Source organism: Sorangiineae bacterium MSr12523, from assembly GCA_037157775.1.
Lineage (GTDB): Bacteria > Myxococcota_A > Polyangia > Polyangiales > Polyangiaceae > Pendulispora > Pendulispora brunnea.
Genome location: CP089982.1, coordinates 165,009 through 182,186 on the forward strand (window position 1 = coordinate 165,009; position 17,178 = coordinate 182,186).

Consider the following 17,178-nt stretch of genomic DNA (forward strand, 5'->3'; position numbering starts at 1 on the left):
CCACCCGGTGTCCGTCGTCGGTTTTCTCGGCGGCACCGGGGGGCGGTGCGTCAGGTTCCAAGCATGTTTGGTCTTTTTGCGAGCACCCTACTGCTCGCAACGCTTACCCTCGAGGATGCTCGGGGGCTCGCCCGGCAGAACATCGATGTTCGCGTCGCCGCGCTGCAGGTGCAGCAGGCTCGCGAGCAGCAGCGCATCGCGCGTGCCGCCGTGCTTCCGCAGGTGGCCGTGCGCGCGGAGTTTGGCGCCATCTGGACGGGCCCGCAGCGTTACACCTCGACGTTTCCCTCGGGGCCGGCCGGCGAGGCGTACGAGCGGCAATCGGTGGAGGTGCCCGCGTACGAGCAAGCCGTCTACAGCCTCGGCCTCGGCATTTCGCAGCTGCTTTACGACGGCGGGCGCTTCTGGAACGAGATTGCGCGCACACGCACCTTGGTCGAGGCGGAAAAAGGGCGGCTCGCGGAACAAGAGCTCGCGGTGACCCTGGAGACCGATCGACTCTATTTCGAGGTGTGGCGCGCGACGCGCGTTCGCGAATCGCTGGATCGGGCCATCGAGCACTCGGCGGAGCAGAAAAAGCGCGCCGAGGTGCAGCTTGCCTACGGCCGTGCGCAACGCCGCGACGTCATCGACGCCGAGCTCAATCACGCGAACGACCAGCTGGCGCGTGCGCGGCAAGAGGCGCGCGTGACCCATGGTCGAAGCGCGCTCGCGGCTTGGTTGCTCCTCGATCACGATGGTTTCGCGATTGGGGCGCTGGCGCCGCTTGGACCCTTGGCACCTGCCGAGCCGGCCGATGCGCTGCCTCGGTGGCTTGCGCGGGCGCGCGCGAAGCGGCCGCTGTTGACGGCGTTGATCCGCGAGCGCGAGGCCGCCGAACGGCAGATTGCCACGGCGCGCGCAGCGTGGTTTCCGCGCGTGACCGCGGAGCTCGGGTACCAGCGGCAGGGGGCGACGTTCTCACCGTTCTTCACCGACCCCTCGAAGCAAAATGCCTTCCAGGGAAGCATCGTGGCGACTTGGAACATCTTCGACGGATTCGCCACCTCCGCGGCGGTCGCAAGCGCGAAGCTCCGCGTCGAGCAAGTGAAGCTCGAGGCACGCCGCGCGGAAGTCCAAATCGAAGCGGAGATACGGCAGGCCGTCGCGACCCATGCCGCGAGTTGGAATGCGTACGTCATTGCCGAGCGAAGCCGCGGGCTCGCCGGGCTCGATCTGCGGCTGGCCGAGGAGCGCTTCGAGGCCGGCACCGGCTCCACGTTGGAGATCCGCGATGCGCAGGTGAAATGGCTGCAGGCGGAGCTCTCCGCCATCGACGCGGAGGCCGAGGTGCGTCTTTCGCGCTCGACCCTCACCCGGGTCGTGGGCGGGCCATGATTTCCCTCGCACGCGCGACCCTGATTCACGAGTGGCGGCGCTTCGTGCCCGCCGTGTTCGCGGTCGCTTTCTCGGGGTTGTTGGTGCTCGTGCAGATTGCGCTCTTGGTGGGCGCCTTTGCCAACGTCACCGTGTACATCGACCAATCGCGCGCGGATCTGTGGGTCGGATTTCGCGATACGCCGGCCGTCGATCAAGCGCGCAACATCCCCGAGCGAACCTTGACCTCACTCTGGATGCACCCCGAGGTGGTGCGTGTGGAAGCCTTCAACTGGGGCGGTGGCGACTTCCGCCGGCCCGACGGCGCACCGGTGAGCGGCTACCTCGTCGGCGTCGATACGCGAGCGGACGCGCTCACCTTCGGCAAGCTTCTCAACGCCGAGCAGCGCCACTTGCTCGACGAGCCCGATGGCATCGTCATCGACGCGGCGGACCAGGAAAAGCTGGGTGTCGAGGTGGGTGATCACGCCGAGCTCAATGGCCGTCACGTCAAAGTCGTCGGCACCGTGCGGGGCATCCGCGCGCCGGGTGGCGCCAACATCGTCTCCTCCCTGGCGACGGCACGCCGCATCGATCCTTCGCTGCTCCACACGGAGGATGTCGCCTATTACCTCGTCAAGCTGCGCGATCCCAAGCGGGCCGAGGCCGTGCGCGATGCGCTGCAACCCAAGGGGACATTTCGCCCATTCACGGTGTGGACGGCGGAGGAGTTCTCGTCGCAATCGCAAATGTATTGGGTCATGGAATCCGGCTCCGGCTCGGGTTTCGCGTTCTCCTCGCTTCTCGGCGCGGTGGTGGGCGCGGTGATCACGAGCCAGACCTTGATGGCGGCCATCGTGGCTTCGCTGCGTGAATACGCCACGTTGCGCGCGTTGGGCGTGTCGCTCGGTGCATTGCGGCGCGTCGTTCTGGAGCAATCGCTGTGGGTGGGGCTCATTGGATTGGTCATTACCCTGCTCACCACCTTCGCCCTACGAATGGCCGCCGATCGCATGGCCGTGACCATGCTGGTTCCGCCCGTGGCGGTGGCCGGCACCTCGGTTCTCGTGTTGGCCATTGCCGCGTGCTCGGGCCTTCTCGCGGTTCGTCAACTGGCGCGGGCCGAGCCTGCGTCCCTTCTTCGATGAGAGACCCTTCCGTGAACTCGACCATCTCCGCCACAGAACTGCACCGCTCGTTCACCAGCGGCAAGACCGTGACCACCGTGTTGCGCGGCATCGACGTCGATGTGTGCCCCGGTGAATTGACCTTGATCATCGGCCCCTCAGGCTCGGGCAAGAGCACCTTGCTGGCGATTTTGAGCGGCCTTCTCCGCCCCGATCGCGGTACCGTGCACGTGCTCGGCGCCGATTTATGGACCTTGTCGCCGGCGCGGCTCGATGCGTTTCGCCTCGCGCACATGGGGTTCGTCTTTCAAGGGTTCAACCTCTTTCCGTCGCTCACGGCGCTGGAGCAGCTTCTCGTCTTGTTGCGCTACCGCGGCATCACCGGCCGGGCGGCGAGTGCGCGTGCCGAGCGTGCGCTCGACGAGGTGGGGCTCTCGCACCGCAAGAATCTCCGACCCGCGGAGTTGTCCGGCGGGGAAAAACAGCGCGTGGCCATCGCACGGGCGCTGGTGAAACAGCCCGAGCTGCTCTTTGCCGACGAGCCCACGAGTGCCCTCGACGGTCACAATGGCCAAATCGTCATCGAGTTGCTCCACCGCATTGCACGCCAGCACCGCACCACCGTGCTCGGGGTCACGCACGATGGGCGTCTGCTCCGGCACGCCGATCGGGTCATCAACGTCGAGGACGGCGTCATCGTGAGCGACGAGCGTCCGTCATGAAGCGCCCTATCATTTTGCTCGCGCTGGCGTTGTTCGCGTGCAGCAAGCCGCTCGAGGAGCCCGCGGAGAAGAGCACCCCATGGGTGGCCGTTGCCAAAGGGAAAATCGATATCGAGGGCGGCGTGATCAAGCTGGCGGCGAGCCGTGATGGCCTCATCAAGCAGGTGTTCGTCGAGGAAGGTGCGAACGTCAAGGCGGGCACCCCGCTCGCGCAGCTCGATGATCAGCAGGCCGCGCTCTCCGCGACCGTGGCGAACAAGGAGCTCGCCCAAGCGCGGGCCGCGCTGGCCTCGTTGGAAGTGCGTGCGCGCGCGGCCGATCGCGAGGTGCGGCGGCTCGAGGGGCTCACCGCTTCCAGCGCCGCGCCGAAGGGCGAGCTCGATCGGGCGCGGGACGAGCAGGCGCTGGTGGCGACCGACATCGCCGCCGCACGCGCCAACATCGAGGTGGCGCGCGCCCGGCAAGCTTTGGCCGCGTACGAGGTGAGCCTGCGCACGGTGCGCGCACCGCTCGACGGCGAGGTCATTCGCCGCTACGCGCGCCCGGGCGACGGCGTCAGCACGCTCAATGTGACACCCCTGTTTCTCTTCGCGCCCGATGCAAAGCGCATCGTGCGCAGTGAATTGGTGGATCGCTTCGTGGACAAGGTAACCCCGGGCATGCCCGCGGAGGTGCTCGTCGAATCGGACGAATCGCAGGTGTACCCGGCGAAGGTGCTGCGCGTGGGGCGCGTCTTCGGCTTGAAGCAACCGAGTGACGACCCGGCGGAGAAAGTCGATCAGCGCGTGGTGGAGTGCGTGCTGGCCATCGACTCGCAGGAAATCCGCATCGGGCAGCGCGTGCTGGTGCGCATTTTACCCTCCGCCCCCACGCCGGAGGCCGACCGCGTTCGCAAATAGCGCATCTTTCACCGCCTGCGCGCGGTCGCGCGATACGGGCACGAGGCACGAGCGCTCGCCGAGTTGCACCAAGAGCTCGGCCATCTCTTTCACGTAGCGGCGCACGAGCGTGGGGCGCACGAGCCAATTGCGGTGCACCCGCAGGAACGTGCCCTCGAACGCCGTCTCCAGCGCGGACAGCGACAAATCCACGGAAAATCGCCCACCCACGCAATGCGCGAAGCAAAGGCGCGCCGCCGCTTCGAAGGCGAGAACCTCTTCCAACGGGACGAATACCAGGCTCGAGCCATCGCGCGCCACGATCCTGCGCGGCCCCGCTGGCTCGGCGGAGGGCTCCTTCACGGGGCGCGCGGCAAGGAGCCGCTCCACGCACTGCGCGACACGAATGGCCGTGAACGGTTTGAGCAAATAGTCGCTCACCCCCAGATCGAAGGCCGAAAGCGCGTGCTCGGGAAGGGCGGTGGCCAACACGAATTGGATGGGACGCGCCGGCGAGACGGTTCGGATCCAATCCAGCCCGGAAGTATCTCCGGATTTGCCCGAGAGCATGATGTCCACGAACACCGCATCGACGTCCACCCGTTGGAGCGTTTGCATCGCCTCGTCGAGTGTGGCCACCGCGGCCACGACATCCACCTTGGACGTGCGTTGGAGCAATTCGATCAAGTAATGGCGCGCGGGCCATTCGTCTTCGACGACGAGGGCGCGGAGTTGGGGCGAAATCATGCAGTTTGAGCTTGAACGGCGTTAAGGGAAAGTGTCGCGCGGGTTCCGCGGTCCGAGCTCTCGAGGCGTAAGATAGCGTCGGGAGACTCGAGGGCGAGACGTCTTCGTACCATGTCGAGCCCTCGCGCGCCCTCGCGCGGAGCATCCTCGGCCAACCCCGGTCCATTGTCCTCGACCACCACGACGAGCTGATCGTTGTCGAGATGTGCCGAAAGCCGAATTCGTCCGTCCGACGCTCGGCAAAGCGCCCCATGTTGCACGGCGTTCTCGACCAGTGGCTGCAGCACCAACGTCGGCACTTTGTGCGCGCGCAGGGCGGGCGCCACGTCCCACTCGAAGGCGAGCCTCCCGGCATGACGCGTCTCCAGAATGGCCGTATACCGTTCGAGCCATTCGAGCTCGTCCCCCAGCGGTCGCTCCCGCTCCTGCGATTCGCGCACGAGATCGCGCAGCAATGCGCCGAGGTCGCCCACGAGCTGACGAGCCGTTTCCGGCTCTTCGGTCATCAGGCCGCCGATGGCATTCAGCGTATTGAGCACGAAATGCGGTTCGAGCGTGGTGCGAATCCGATACAGCTCCATTTCGCGTCGCAGCCGGTCCGCCTCGGATGCGCGCTCGCGCGCCTCGAGAAGGGCCGTGGGATAGAAGATCACCAAGGTCCACGTGGAAAGGATGAAAAACGAATCGGCCAATCCCAGCACGAACAAGAATGTCGCCGTCTCGGGCTCGCCGGGCTCGGGCGGGAGAAGCCCCCACGTGGGGAACGCGTGCCGAAGGACCAAAAAAGCGCCATAGCCCGGGGCCGAGGTGGCAGCCGCCACCAGCAGCGACACCAACGCCGCCTTCTTCGGCCCATAGCCTCGCTGCCTACTCCGATGAAAGGCGATGGTGAGCAGAACCATCTGCGCGCACAACCAAATACCGCTGATCACGAAATCGGCGAGCGTGGGCAGTGCGTCGGGAACCCCGAAGGCCGCACGCACGACGTCCCGCACATATAGAACTGCCAGGGCTGCGAGCAGGCCCAGGAAGATGAATTTCGGCTTGGCCACGTGGGAAAACATAGCATCGCCGACCACTGGGTCGATGGGCGGTTCGGGCCGGTGATATCAAAAGAAGCCCCGACCTGCGCAATCCGGTATTCTCGAGGGGAACGGAGGCACGCGATGACTTCTCGCCCCTGGATGCCATTTGCCCTGGCGTTTGCGTTTGCCACGGCCCTCGTCACGACCGCACGCCCCGCCGCCGCGAGGAACTGTTTCGACGACAGGGATTGCGCGGCGCCGACACCCGCCTGCAACGCTGGACAATGCGCCGAGTGCTCTGCGACGAATCAAGGCCAGTGCAGCGGCCGCAGCCCCGCGTGCGTTCTTCCCGCCGGCATATGCGGTTGTGAGAACGACGGCCAATGCGGAAATGCCACATCGGGCCTTCTGTGCACCCGGCCGGCGCCCGCGTCGGGGTCGGCCCCGTACTGCCGCTCGGGCTGCGCTACCGGACGCAATGGGTGCGACACCGACAATGGTTATGCATGCAACAACGGCCAGTGCACGAAGCTCTGCGCTCTGGGAGCGCAGTGCACGTCGCCACCCCGCGACCAGTGCCGCCTTCTCGTGCTGACCCTGACCTGCCTCGAATGCGAGGCGGACCAAGATTGCGCGGCCAAGCCCGGCGCGACCGTCTGCGACACCACGTCCCACAGCTGCGTCCAGTGCAACGTCGATACGGATTGCCAGTCAAGCCCGCACGGTCGCATCTGCCGCGGCGGCAATTCGCCGCAGCGCAGTTGTGGATGCAACAGTGATACGGATTGTGGTGCCGACCGCATTTGCGATGAAACCGTCAAGGTATGCGTGGACGGCTGTCGCATCCCCGGCGGTGGTCAGTGCCCACCCGGCAATCACTGCTTCGCGGGCGACGATGGCGGCTCGGCGTGCGTGCCCATCGATGGCGGCACCGGCACGGGAGACGGTGGCACGGGCCCCGGTGATGGCAGCACGGGCGACGCGGGGGATGCAGGGGGATCGCGCGATGCAGGAGCGCGCGACGCCGGGCGGACCGATGGCGGCGGCGGTGGTGGTGGCGGCAATCCGGGCGATTTCTCGCTGGAGGGCGGCGGATGGTCGTGCGCGATGTCGCCGGCCGAGGATGCGCTCCCCATCGGCGGCATCTTGGCCGTGGGCGGACTCTTGGCCTTCTTCGCGCGTCGCCGCCCCCGGCGCTGAGCATTTACCCGACGACGTCAGAGGAATCGCCTCAGATGTTCCAATGTGACCGCGGGGCGCTCTTCGGCAATGAAGTGGCCGCACTCGGGAATGGCTTCGCCGCGCACGTCGGTCGCGTACCGATGCCAGATATCGACCACGGGGAACTTCTTGAGAAAGCTCTCCGAGCCCCACAAGAGCAAAAGCGGCATGCTCAAGCGGCGGCCCGCCGCGAAATCCGCATCGTCCAAATCGAGATCCGTGGGAAACGTCGCCCGGTAATCGTCGAACCCCGCGCGCAACGCACCCGGGGCGGAGAAGGCGCGCACGTATTCGTCGATGGCCGAGGCGGGCAGGCCATGGCGATTGTACGTCCACTTCTCGAAGAAGTACCCGAGGTAGGCGCCGACGTTTTGTCCCACGAGCTGCTCGGGCAAATCCGGTTGCAGGTGAAACCACCAGTGCCAATAGCCGTGGGTAATGCCCATATCGAGCTGCTCGCGCACCTCGCGCGTGGGCAGTATATCCATGAGCACCAGCCGTTCGACCTGATCCGGCCGATCCAGCGCCCATCGGTGCGCCACGCGCGCGCCGCGATCGTGCGCCACGACCCTGGCCTTGTCGAAGCCCAGCTTCTCCACGAGCTGGGCGATATCCGATGCCATGGTCCGCTTGTCGTAGCCCGTGGTGGGCTTGTCCGTGCGGCCATATCCGCGCAGATCCGGTGCAAGCACGGTGAACTTCGCCGCGAGCTCCGGCACGACGTGGCGCCAGCAATGGCTCGTCTGCGGCCATCCGTGCAACAGCACGACGAGCGGGCCCTTTCCTGCGCGCAGGTAGTGCATGCGCACGCCATTGACCGCGGCCACGTCCGCGTGAATTGAAATTTCACCCATGATCGGTTCCTTCCTTGGTGGCTAACCGTATCATGGGGTTATATCGGCTTGTCGGCAAGGTGCGCCGTTCAAGAAAAGGATTCCGAGGCCATCGCCTTGGGTCGCGCCAGCATTCTCTTCGATCCATGGAAGTACGCGTGTAGCATCGCGCCCGATGGTCAATCCCTACACGCCGCCCGGAACCGCGGGCGTCCATGTGTCGACTCCTAATTATCACCCGTATCCCGTAGCGCCAGCACGCAGCACGGGTCTCACCGTGCTTGCCTATTTCTCCGTCATCTTGGGGGCCATGGGCCTTGGTTTCTCGTTGCTGCTCGTCCCTCTCAGCATCGTCTGGCCCGATCTGGCCTCAAGTTTCATTTACGACCCGACGGCGACGAACGCTTATCGAGCATGGGCATATGTCTCGTTCGGCATCGACACCGTCCTCACCATTGTTTTGCTGATCACCGGCATCGGCATTTTCAAGATGCGCGGCTGGGCACGCACCAACGCTCTCATTTTCGGTGCCGTCAGCGTGGTCATCACCATCACGGAGCAAGCTTTGAAGTACGCCATGAATCCCGGCGTATTCGGTGGATTGATCGGCATCATCGGTGGCACCCTCCTCGGCCTTGCCTTGCCGGTGGTCATGCTGGTCGTCATGTCCCGCGCCGGCACCAAAGCGCGCTTCGAGGCTGCGAACGCCGTTACTCCTCGAGGATGACCGGCGGCAACGCCTCCGCTTCCCGCATCCATTCGAGCACGGTGGGTCGATGCATGAGTCGCTCGGCCCATGCCGAGACGTGCGGCTTCGCGCCCAGGTCGATGCCGTGCGCCTGCAGGCGTCGCACCGTGGGGACGAATGCGAGATCGGCCAGGGACAGGTCGCCCACCAAGTAAGGTCCGCCGTGGCGTGTGAGCTCATCGCTCCAGACGGCGACGATGCGGTTGCCCTCCCGCCGCACCGCCTCGGTCATCGGCGGGCGCGTCGGGTAAAAGGTGCTCTCGAACGAGAGCGGTGCGCATAGATTGGAAAGGCCCGCGTGCATCCAGGCCATGAGCGCGCGGGCCCGTGCACGCAGGTGCGCATCTTGCGGGAGCAGCGGGCGCTCACCGATTTCGCTCGCGTACTCCATGATGGCGAGCGAATCGAAGATGACGGTATCGCCCTCGACGAGCACCGGCACCGCCCCCGGCGGGGAAAACTTGGCCACACGGGCCAGTTCCTCCGCGCGTTGCGGACGTCGAATATCGATGAGGCGCTCTTCGAAAGGGATGCGCTGTTCACGAAGCGCAAGCCAAGCGCGCAGGGACCAACTCGAGGCGTTCTTCGTTCCAACGTAAAGCACACGTTCCATTGCCGCCGACCATAGCCTGCCGACCGTGTGCCGCGAAAGGAGAGGGGAAATAGCGCGTTGCGCCATGCATCGAATTGTTCGCGAGTTGTCACGCAACGATGACGTTGGTCCTTGTAGCTTGCGCGCCTTCCTCGGTAAAACCGGGGGCTGAACGCCGGGGAACAAGGAGGAATGTCCATGAGAATGCGCGTACGTCGCAGCATCTGCATTTCCGTCATGCTCGGAGCCCTATCGGCTTGCGCCGCGAATACCGACGAAACCACCGGATCGACGAGTGCAGAACTTTCAGCTCAGAACGCGGCCGATCGCGCGGCGCTGGCCCTCCATTGGGCGCCGGTGCATTACCAGGACGTGGACCAAACCGGCAGCCATGCACTCGGCGGCGCGGCCGATTACATTGCGCGCTACGACTACGATGGCGATTTGAATGGACGCAACAATTGGGACAATGCGGCCAATGCGAGCTACCCGCTCTCCGCGCACGCCTATTATTCCGTCGCCGAGACGAGCACGCATTGGTTCATCGTTTACGTCTTCTTCCACCCGCGGGATTGGTCGGATTTCTACTTCGACAGCGAGCACGAGAACGATACGGAGGGTGTGCTCTTCACAGTTGCGCGTGACGGCTCGCAATACGGTGTGCTGAAATCCGCGGTCACCGTGGCCCACTCGGACTTCTTCTCCTTCGTGCCGTCGGGCGTCGACTGGAAGACAGGCGCGGAGAGCGTCGATGGCACCTTGTCGTTCGAAACCTTCGAGGGCAGCCCGCACCCGGTCACGGCCCAAGAGGCGAAGGGCCACGGCTTGAAGGCCCGGCCTTATTACGACATCAACGGTGACGGGGTGGTGTATTACCCGTCGCTGACCAACGCGGGGGTTCCCACCGGTCCGAACGACCGGCACGTTTCGTACAAATTGGTCGACATCTTCGCCAGTGGCGGTCTCTGGGACAATCGGAACAATGCCTCCCTCTTCGGCAGCTATGGCTCGTTCGCCGGCGACAACAGCGGAGGCTGCGGCAGCGGCACCATCGGATGCGACACGAATGCCGCAAACACGCCATGGAACTGGGACGATCACGACGACGGCCCGGCGGGTGGCGCCCTCGCCAACGATCCGGCGGGGCTAGTGAAGAACTACTTCACCATCCCGGAAGCGGTCAGCACGACATACACGTACAATCCGTATCGTTGATCCGCGGCGAGCGATGGTAGCATTCGTGCATGGCTGGCTCGTGGGGATCGTGCGGTCTCTGTCACACGAACAAAAATGTCGCTTACAGCTCGGTCGTGGACGATGACGTCTGTTCGGCATGTTACCGGCGAGAGCTTCAGCCACGGGAGCCATGCTCGCGGTGTGGAACGGTCGCGCCCATCCGCTCGCGCCCCGACGGGGTAAACGGATATTGCAACAAGTGCTACCTGCGGGAACTTCACGTGGGGCGCTGTTACATCTGCCGCGTTCGCAAACCCATTGCGATTCGCGATCGCGGCAATCCCGTTTGCCCCGGGTGCTATCGGCGCGAGTTTGCGAGCCACGAGAAGTGCCGTGTGTGCGGGAATGTCGCTCTCGTCGCCGCGCGCTCGCCGCGTGGCGAGGCCATTTGTCCCTATTGCTATGGTGACCGATACCGGCCGCGCGTCCGCTGCTCGCGTTGCGGCGATGTAGAAATCGTTCAAGCGCGTGATCGCAACGGCAAGCCGCTTTGTGCGGCGTGTTATCGCACGACGGTGCAGGTGGCCGCGTGTACCTATTGCCGTCGCACATCGCGCGTGATGACGCGCACCACCAGTGGAAAACCCGTGTGTGCAACCTGTTACGGGCGTCATCACGCACCGCGTGAGAAGTGTGCACTTTGCGGCGAGCTCGAGAAGGTGAAAATGCGTCTCGAGAGCGGGCGCGCGGCGTGCAATCGCTGCTACCAGCGCGAATTGAAAGAGCGCCCCCAATGTGCACTTTGTGGCCAATTTCGCGTGGCCGGAAAGCACATTCGCGGTAAGCCCATTTGCGGAGCGTGCATTCGCCGCAAAGGTGTAGGCCAGAGTTTGCAACTCTTTGGCATTACAAGGACTCGCACCCTCCTACGGCGCGCACGCCGCTGATCGGTGCTAGGCTCCCGGCGGTTCTCTTCCAAAGGAGGAACGCCATGGTCCAGTATCGTGGGCACTTGCTGGTGGGAAGCGTTGCGCTCATCGCGCTCGTTCCCTTCGTCTTGGATTGCGGCGAGCAGTCGCTGCAAATCGCGGAAACGGCGGCGGCCGAATCGGCGCTCGCAATCGAGCGCGTGCCGCAGGACGTGCGGCAAATGCTGCGCGAGATGGATGACGCAAACGTCGAACGGACGATCCGTCGATTGGTTGCCTTCGGTTCGCGCAACACGCTTTCGGCACAGGACGATCCAACGCGCGGCATTGGCGCGGCGCGCGATTGGCTGAAAGCGCAGTTCGAGGCGATTGCCGCCACGTCGGGCGGGCGCATGACCGTCGAGCTCCAGAGTTACGTGCAGCCGCCGGCATCGCGCATTCCGGTGCCGACGAGGATCACCAATGTGGTGGCCACTTTGCGTGGCACGCAGGCCGAATCCGTCGATCGAACCTACGTCGTGAGCGGCCACTACGACTCGATGTGCACCGATCCGGTGAATGCGGTCTGCGATTCTCCGGGCGCGAACGACGATGCTTCCGGCGTGGCCGCCGTGCTGGAAATGGCGCGCGTCATGGCCACGCGCAGCTTCGACGCGACCATCGTGTTCATGGCGGTGGCGGGCGAAGAGCAGGGGCTCTACGGCTCGAGGTACTTCGCGACGCAGGCGAAGTCCGCCGGCCGCAACATTGCCGCCATGTTCACCAACGACATCGTCGGCAGCTCGCGCGCCGACACCGGCGAGCGTGACCCTCGTACGGTGCGCGTGTTTGCCGAGGGCGTGCCCACCGCCGAAACGCCGGAGGAGGCGAGCATTCGCCGCAACGTCGGCGGCGAGAACGATTCGCCATCGCGCCAACTCGCGCGCTTCATCAAGGACGTGGGCGAGAACAGCGCCACCGGCATGCGCGTCAACATCATGTACCGGCGCGATCGCTACCGGCGCGGTGGCGACCACATTCCCTTTTTGGAGCAGGGTTATCCCGCGGTGCGGTTCACCGAGCCGCACGAGAACTATGCGCACCAGCACCAGGATGTGCGCATCGAGGGCGAGATCCAGTACGGCGACCTGCCGGAGTTCGTCGATTTTGCGTACACCACGCGGGTCGCCAAGGTCAATGCGGCGGCGCTCGCGGCATTGGCGCGCGGGCCGGCCGCACCGAAGGGGCTCAAGATCGTGACCGCGCGCCTCACCAACGACACCGAGCTCGCATGGGACGCGAACCCCGAGCCCGACGTCGCGGGTTACGAAATCGTCTACCGCGAGACCACCGAGCCTCTCTGGACGGACACCATCCGCGCCGGCAACGTGACCACCTACGTGGTGCCCAATCTGTCGAAGGACAACTATTTCTTCGGGGTGCGCGCCATCGACCGCGAGGGGAATCGAAGCCCGGTCAGCTTCCCGCGACCCTCGCAGTAAAAGCTACTTCGTCTTCATCTCCGCCAGGGCGTTCTCGAGCGGCGCGGTGTCGAGCGTCGAGCCGACCTGCTGCTCGAGATCTCCATGGGCGATGCCCTGCCCGATGGCGCCGTAAAAAACGCCCTCGCGGATGCCGATGACAATTTCGTCCTCCTCGAGCAATTCCGTCGAGGCGGCATCGGCCACCTGCTCGAGGAGCATCTTTCGATCGGACGAGGAAGCCTTTTTCAAAGGCTCCATCTTGGCCAAGATGACGATGCGGCGGTGCTGGTCGACGACACCGGCCTGCACCACGATCTTCAACTGCTCGGGCGGAATCTTCCGCTCGCCCGTGAGCACGCGTTGCACGCGCTGTCCGACGCCACGCGACACGTCGTCGGCCGCCACGACGCCGCTCGCCAGATCGAGCTTGCGGTTCACCTCTTGAAACGCCGCCCGCTTCGGATCGACCGGCGCCTCGTTTTTCTTGCACCCGGCCGCCAACATCAGGGCCAGGGCCATCATGGCCATCCGCGGTCTCGCTCGCTTCGTCATCACGCCGAGGAAGTCTACCGCAGAAGAAAACCGCCAAGGCGCCAAGAACGCCAGGGTTAGGGGATTCGTGAAGCAACGCCGTCGTCGACGCACCAGCACATCAATCAAATCTTGGCGTCCTCGGCGTCTTGGCGGTTCCTTTCTTCTGCGCCTATCCACCCGTCCGCGCGAGCTGCTCGTTCATGATCAGCACCGCGCCGAGCCCGTGCAGGTCGTTCATCTTGCGCGGGCGCGCCAGGTAGAAGGCGAGATCGCCCACGTTGGTCCCGATGCAAATTTCGCTCACGTTGGTGAGACCATCGCTTCCGTTGGAGACGCGCGCGAGCACGCCTTGGTAGCCCTTGGTCGACACCGTTCTGTAACTCGGATCGATGTAGCCACGCTCCACGGCGCGCGAGATCGTGTACGTGTACATCGCGGAGCACGACGTCTCGGTCCAATTGTCCGAGAGATTCCCTTTGTCGACGACCTGGAACCAACGGCCCGTGGCCGGGTCTTGGTACGTCTTGAAGCCGGCCACCAGCTTCTCCAGCACCGAAAGAAGCTTCGCCCGATTGGGATGGGTCAGCGGAAGGATCTCCAGCACGTCAATCGTGGCCATGCCATACCAGCCGATGGCCCGGCACCAATGTTCCGCCGAGCGCCCCGTCTCCGGATCGGCCCAGCTTTGCGTGCGCGACTCGTCGTAGGCGTGTTTCAATAGCCCATTTTGCACTTGGAGATGATTGGCATAGACGAGAAGCTGCTTCGTCACCTCGTCGTTGGCATACGCGGCCTCGCCGATGCTCTTCCCATATCGTGCCAAGAATGGATTGACCATGAAAACGCCGTCCGACCAAAGCTGGTGTTGGCGCGATGTCGCGTGCCAGAATCCACCGTCTTGCGTGCGCGGATAGGTTTTGAGCCGGTTGCGAATTTGCGTCGCTGCTGTCTTGTACTTGATTTGTTTCGTTTCCGCATAGAGGGCCAGCAGAACGTTGCCCGACTCCATGCTGTCCAGATTGTTGAAGCTATGGTCGATATGTCCATTGCTATCGACGAATCGGTCGGCCCAGCTCCTGATGTAGCTCAAATACCGAGGTTCGTGCGTTCGCTGGTAAACGAGATACTGCCCCCATAAATAGAGACCTTGCGTGTACCCCCAGCCGCCCAATTGGCTCGGTGTGAAGCGCTTCATCGTGGATTCCACGATTGCGACCGACCAGTCGACGTCTGTCCCATTTCCGATGCGCAATGTGACATCGGCATTCAAATCGAGTTCCAATGCAGCCGATTCCGTGGCCGAGACGCCGTCGGTTGTCTGAATTGCATCGGTCGAAACGTCCGTATGTCCCATATTGGAATTGTCCGTTGCGCCGTCCGTGCTATCGTCCGTCCCCCAAGCGCAGGCGGGCATCGCCATGCAAGCCATGGCGAATGCAAAAGATACACGACGGCCAATGGGGCGCAGTTGTCCGCGGCTCATGAGGTCCTCCCTTCGATGTTTCAGGTGGCGATGTTTTAGGGGCTGACGTTGCAGGTGCTTTGAGCGTCCGCCTTGCGAGCACCATACGTCCGATGTATATCGTTTGCCAGTATTCGTTAGGAAGGTTTCTAAATAAAGGAACTGCCCGGCGTTTCGACACAGGGCGTCAACTGGGGCGGTTCAGAGAGGCAGATGAGCTGAGTCTTCCGAGCCGCAAATAGATCCCATCTTTTCGCTTTCTAGCTGAGGAGGAACCGATGACGCATCGAACGTTGACCGCCGCAGGAGCGGGGTTGTTGGTCGTGTCTACCACCTGGGTCGGATGCACGGCCGCCAATCATTCCGATGATGATCCCAACTTGGCTCGTGGCGAAGTTGCGATTCTGGCCACCGACTACGAAGCCGAAGACGGGGTGTGTCAGGGTACGATTGACTCGAATCACGCCGGCTATTCGGGCAGGGGGTTCTGCAACACGGACAATGCCGTGGGCGCCGCCGTCGAATGGACGGTCAACGCAGGCGCTGCCGGCAATGTCTCCATTTCGATCCGCTACGGCAATGGCACCACCGTGGATCGCCCCGCCGATATCTCCGTCAATGGAACGGTCGTCGCCGCCGCCAAGTCGTTTCCGGGGACCGGCGCATGGACCACCTGGAACACCGTGACGCTCAACGTGCCCCTCGTTGCGGGCAGCAACAAGATCCGCCTGGCTGCCACCACCGCAAATGGCGCGGCGAACATCGACAAGTTGAGCGTGGATGCGCCGTCGGACACGCAGGCGCCGAGCGTTCCGGGGAACCTTCACACCACGGACGTGCAGTCCAAGAGCATCACGTTGGCATGGGATCCCTCGACGGACAACGTGGGCGTGACGGCGTACGACATCGGCAACGATGGGCAAAAGATCGGCGAAGTAACCGGTAACCCGCCGGCGGCCACCAAGACGCTCACCGGCTTGCGTCCCAAGACGACCTACCGCCTCAATGTTTTCGGGCGCGACGCCGCGGGCAACGTTTCGCAGGCGAGCAACCAAGTCAACGTGACCACGCCGCCGACGAGCGACACGACGCCGCCGAGTGCCCCGGGCAACCTCGCGTCGAGCGACGTGACGAACAACAGCGTCAAGCTGACCTGGACGGCGTCGACCGACAACGTCGGCGTAACGGCGTATGACATTTATGCGAACAATGCTCCGCTGATTCAGGATCTTGCTCCCACGACGTCGTATACGGTGACCAACCTTGCGGCGAATACCGAGTACACCTTTTCCGTTCGCGCAAAGGACGACGGGAACAACGTTTCCAATGCGAGCAACTCGATCACCGTGCGCACGTCGAACGTGCCGCCGGGCGGCGGTGTGCCGACCACGGTCACCACGGTATCCAGCGGTTGGAGCATTCCCTGGGGCGTCGATTGGTTGCCGGATGGCTCTGCACTCATCAACGAGCGCGAGACGTTCAATATGTACAAGCTCACGCAAAGCGGCAGCAAGACGCTCGTGGGCAAGGTACCCAATGTGGTGACCACCAACGGTGAGGGTGGCCTATTGGGGTTGGCCGTCGACCCGAATTGGAACTCGAACCATTACGTGTACGTCATGCACACGGCGTCGGAAGGCAATCGCATTGCCCGATTGACGTACGACGGTAATTCGCTTTCGGGTTACACGACCCTGGTGCAGGGCATTGCCAAGAACAATTTCCACAACGGCGGTCGCATCAAGTTCGGACCCGACGGCTATCTCTATGCGACGTGCGGCGATGCGCGCGATGGTTCGCGTGCGCAGGACAAGAATTCGCTCAACGGCAAGATCCTCCGCATCAAGACGGACGGCTCGCCCGCGCCGGGCAATCCGTTCGGCACGCGCGTGTACAGCTATGGTCACCGCAATCCGCAAGGGCTCGCGTGGGACTCGGCGGGTCGCCTCTGGGAGTCGGAGCTCGGTGACAGTTCGACCGACGAGCTGAATCTCATCACAGCGGGCGCCAACTACGGGTGGCCCCAATGCGAAGGCAATTGCAACGTCTCCGGGATGACCAATCCGAAGAAGACGTGGTCGACCAGCCAGGCCTCCCCCAGCGGCATCGCCATCGTCAACGACGTCGTCTACATGGCCTCGCTCCGCGGCCAACGCCTCTGGCGCATCCCCCTCAGCGGCACCAGCGCAGGAACGCCAACCGCCTATTACGTCAACACCTACGGCCGTCTGCGCACCGTCGAAAAGATCCCGGGCCAGCAAGCCTTCTGGCTGACCACCACCAACGCTGACTTCAACGGCAGCGGCGGCGCCGGCTCCGACAAGGTGTACAAGATCCTCGTGGAGTAACCGGTCTCTCGGTTAGC

At 64.0% G+C, this 17,178-nt stretch carries 15 protein-coding genes; 9 read left to right on the forward strand and 6 right to left on the reverse strand.

The window, feature by feature from the left end; translation table 11 throughout:
• Positions 1–63: 63 nt before the first annotated feature.
• The 4 genes from LZC95_00665 to LZC95_00680 are packed head-to-tail and all read left to right on the forward strand — an operon-like array spanning position 64 to position 4,104.
• Positions 64–1,377, forward strand: coding sequence for a TolC family protein (locus tag LZC95_00665; GenBank protein ID WXA95352.1), 1,314 nt, complete (start codon positions 64–66; stop codon positions 1,375–1,377).
• Positions 1,374–2,504 carry an ABC transporter permease gene (locus tag LZC95_00670; protein ID WXA95353.1) on the forward strand — a complete coding sequence of 377 codons (1,131 nt, stop codon included), beginning with the start codon at positions 1,374–1,376 and terminating at the stop codon, positions 2,502–2,504. Before LZC95_00665 ends, LZC95_00670 begins: the two co-directional genes overlap by 4 nt.
• An 11-nt stretch (positions 2,505–2,515) precedes the next feature.
• On the forward strand, positions 2,516–3,205 hold the full coding sequence (locus tag LZC95_00675; protein WXA95354.1) for an ABC transporter ATP-binding protein: 690 nt from the start codon (positions 2,516–2,518) through the stop codon (positions 3,203–3,205).
• Positions 3,202–4,104, forward strand: coding sequence for an HlyD family efflux transporter periplasmic adaptor subunit (locus LZC95_00680; protein ID WXA95355.1), 903 nt, complete (start codon positions 3,202–3,204; stop codon positions 4,102–4,104). The genes LZC95_00675 and LZC95_00680 overlap by 4 nt, the downstream gene beginning before the upstream one ends.
• Here LZC95_00680 and LZC95_00685 read toward each other — a convergent pair.
• Both LZC95_00685 and LZC95_00690 read right to left on the reverse strand, forming a co-directional pair.
• Positions 4,060–4,830: a LytTR family DNA-binding domain-containing protein gene (locus tag LZC95_00685; GenBank protein WXA95356.1), complete on the reverse strand. Its 771-nt coding sequence runs from the start codon at positions 4,828–4,830 to the stop codon at positions 4,060–4,062. The genes LZC95_00680 and LZC95_00685 overlap by 45 nt on opposite strands.
• On the reverse strand, positions 4,827–5,882 hold the full coding sequence (locus tag LZC95_00690; protein ID WXA95357.1) for a histidine kinase: 1,056 nt from the start codon (positions 5,880–5,882) through the stop codon (positions 4,827–4,829). Before LZC95_00690 ends, LZC95_00685 begins: the two co-directional genes overlap by 4 nt.
• Positions 5,883–5,996: 114 nt before the next feature.
• Here LZC95_00690 and LZC95_00695 point away from each other — a divergent pair, with 114 nt between their 5' ends.
• Positions 5,997–7,055, forward strand: a complete 1,059-nt coding sequence (locus LZC95_00695) for a hypothetical protein (GenBank protein ID WXA95358.1) — start codon at positions 5,997–5,999, stop codon at positions 7,053–7,055.
• A 17-nt stretch (positions 7,056–7,072) separates the two neighbouring features.
• Here the strand turns inward: LZC95_00695 and LZC95_00700 are convergent, their stop codons facing one another.
• Entirely contained in the window at positions 7,073–7,930 is an 858-nt protein-coding gene (locus tag LZC95_00700) for an alpha/beta hydrolase (GenBank protein WXA95359.1), read from the reverse strand.
• Between the two features lie 280 nt (positions 7,931–8,210).
• Here LZC95_00700 and LZC95_00705 point away from each other — a divergent pair, with 280 nt between their 5' ends.
• On the forward strand, positions 8,211–8,636 hold the full coding sequence (locus tag LZC95_00705) for a hypothetical protein (protein WXA95360.1): 426 nt from the start codon (positions 8,211–8,213) through the stop codon (positions 8,634–8,636).
• On the opposite strand, the gene LZC95_00710 is transcribed toward LZC95_00705, so the two are convergent.
• Positions 8,620–9,270, reverse strand: a complete 651-nt coding sequence (locus LZC95_00710; protein WXA95361.1) for a glutathione S-transferase family protein — start codon at positions 9,268–9,270, stop codon at positions 8,620–8,622. The genes LZC95_00705 and LZC95_00710 overlap by 17 nt on opposite strands.
• A gap of 177 nt (positions 9,271–9,447) precedes the next feature.
• Here LZC95_00710 and LZC95_00715 point away from each other — a divergent pair, with 177 nt between their 5' ends.
• Positions 9,448–10,464: a hypothetical protein gene (locus tag LZC95_00715; protein ID WXA95362.1), complete on the forward strand. Its 1,017-nt coding sequence runs from the start codon at positions 9,448–9,450 to the stop codon at positions 10,462–10,464.
• A gap of 952 nt (positions 10,465–11,416) precedes the next feature.
• Positions 11,417–12,835, forward strand: coding sequence for a M28 family metallopeptidase (locus LZC95_00720; GenBank protein ID WXA95363.1), 1,419 nt, complete (start codon positions 11,417–11,419; stop codon positions 12,833–12,835).
• A 3-nt stretch (positions 12,836–12,838) separates the two neighbouring features.
• Here the strand turns inward: LZC95_00720 and LZC95_00725 are convergent, their stop codons facing one another.
• Both LZC95_00725 and LZC95_00730 read right to left on the reverse strand, forming a co-directional pair.
• Positions 12,839–13,372: a hypothetical protein gene (locus LZC95_00725; protein ID WXA95364.1), complete on the reverse strand. Its 534-nt coding sequence runs from the start codon at positions 13,370–13,372 to the stop codon at positions 12,839–12,841.
• A 148-nt stretch (positions 13,373–13,520) separates the two neighbouring features.
• Positions 13,521–14,834, reverse strand: coding sequence for a glycoside hydrolase family 88 protein (locus LZC95_00730; protein WXA95365.1), 1,314 nt, complete (start codon positions 14,832–14,834; stop codon positions 13,521–13,523).
• 257 nt (positions 14,835–15,091) lie between these two features.
• On the opposite strand from LZC95_00730, the gene LZC95_00735 reads away from it, so the two are divergent.
• Complete coding sequence (locus LZC95_00735) at positions 15,092–17,161, forward strand: PQQ-dependent sugar dehydrogenase (GenBank protein WXA95366.1); 2,070 nt, start codon at positions 15,092–15,094, stop codon at positions 17,159–17,161.
• Positions 17,162–17,178: the final 17 nt, after the last annotated feature.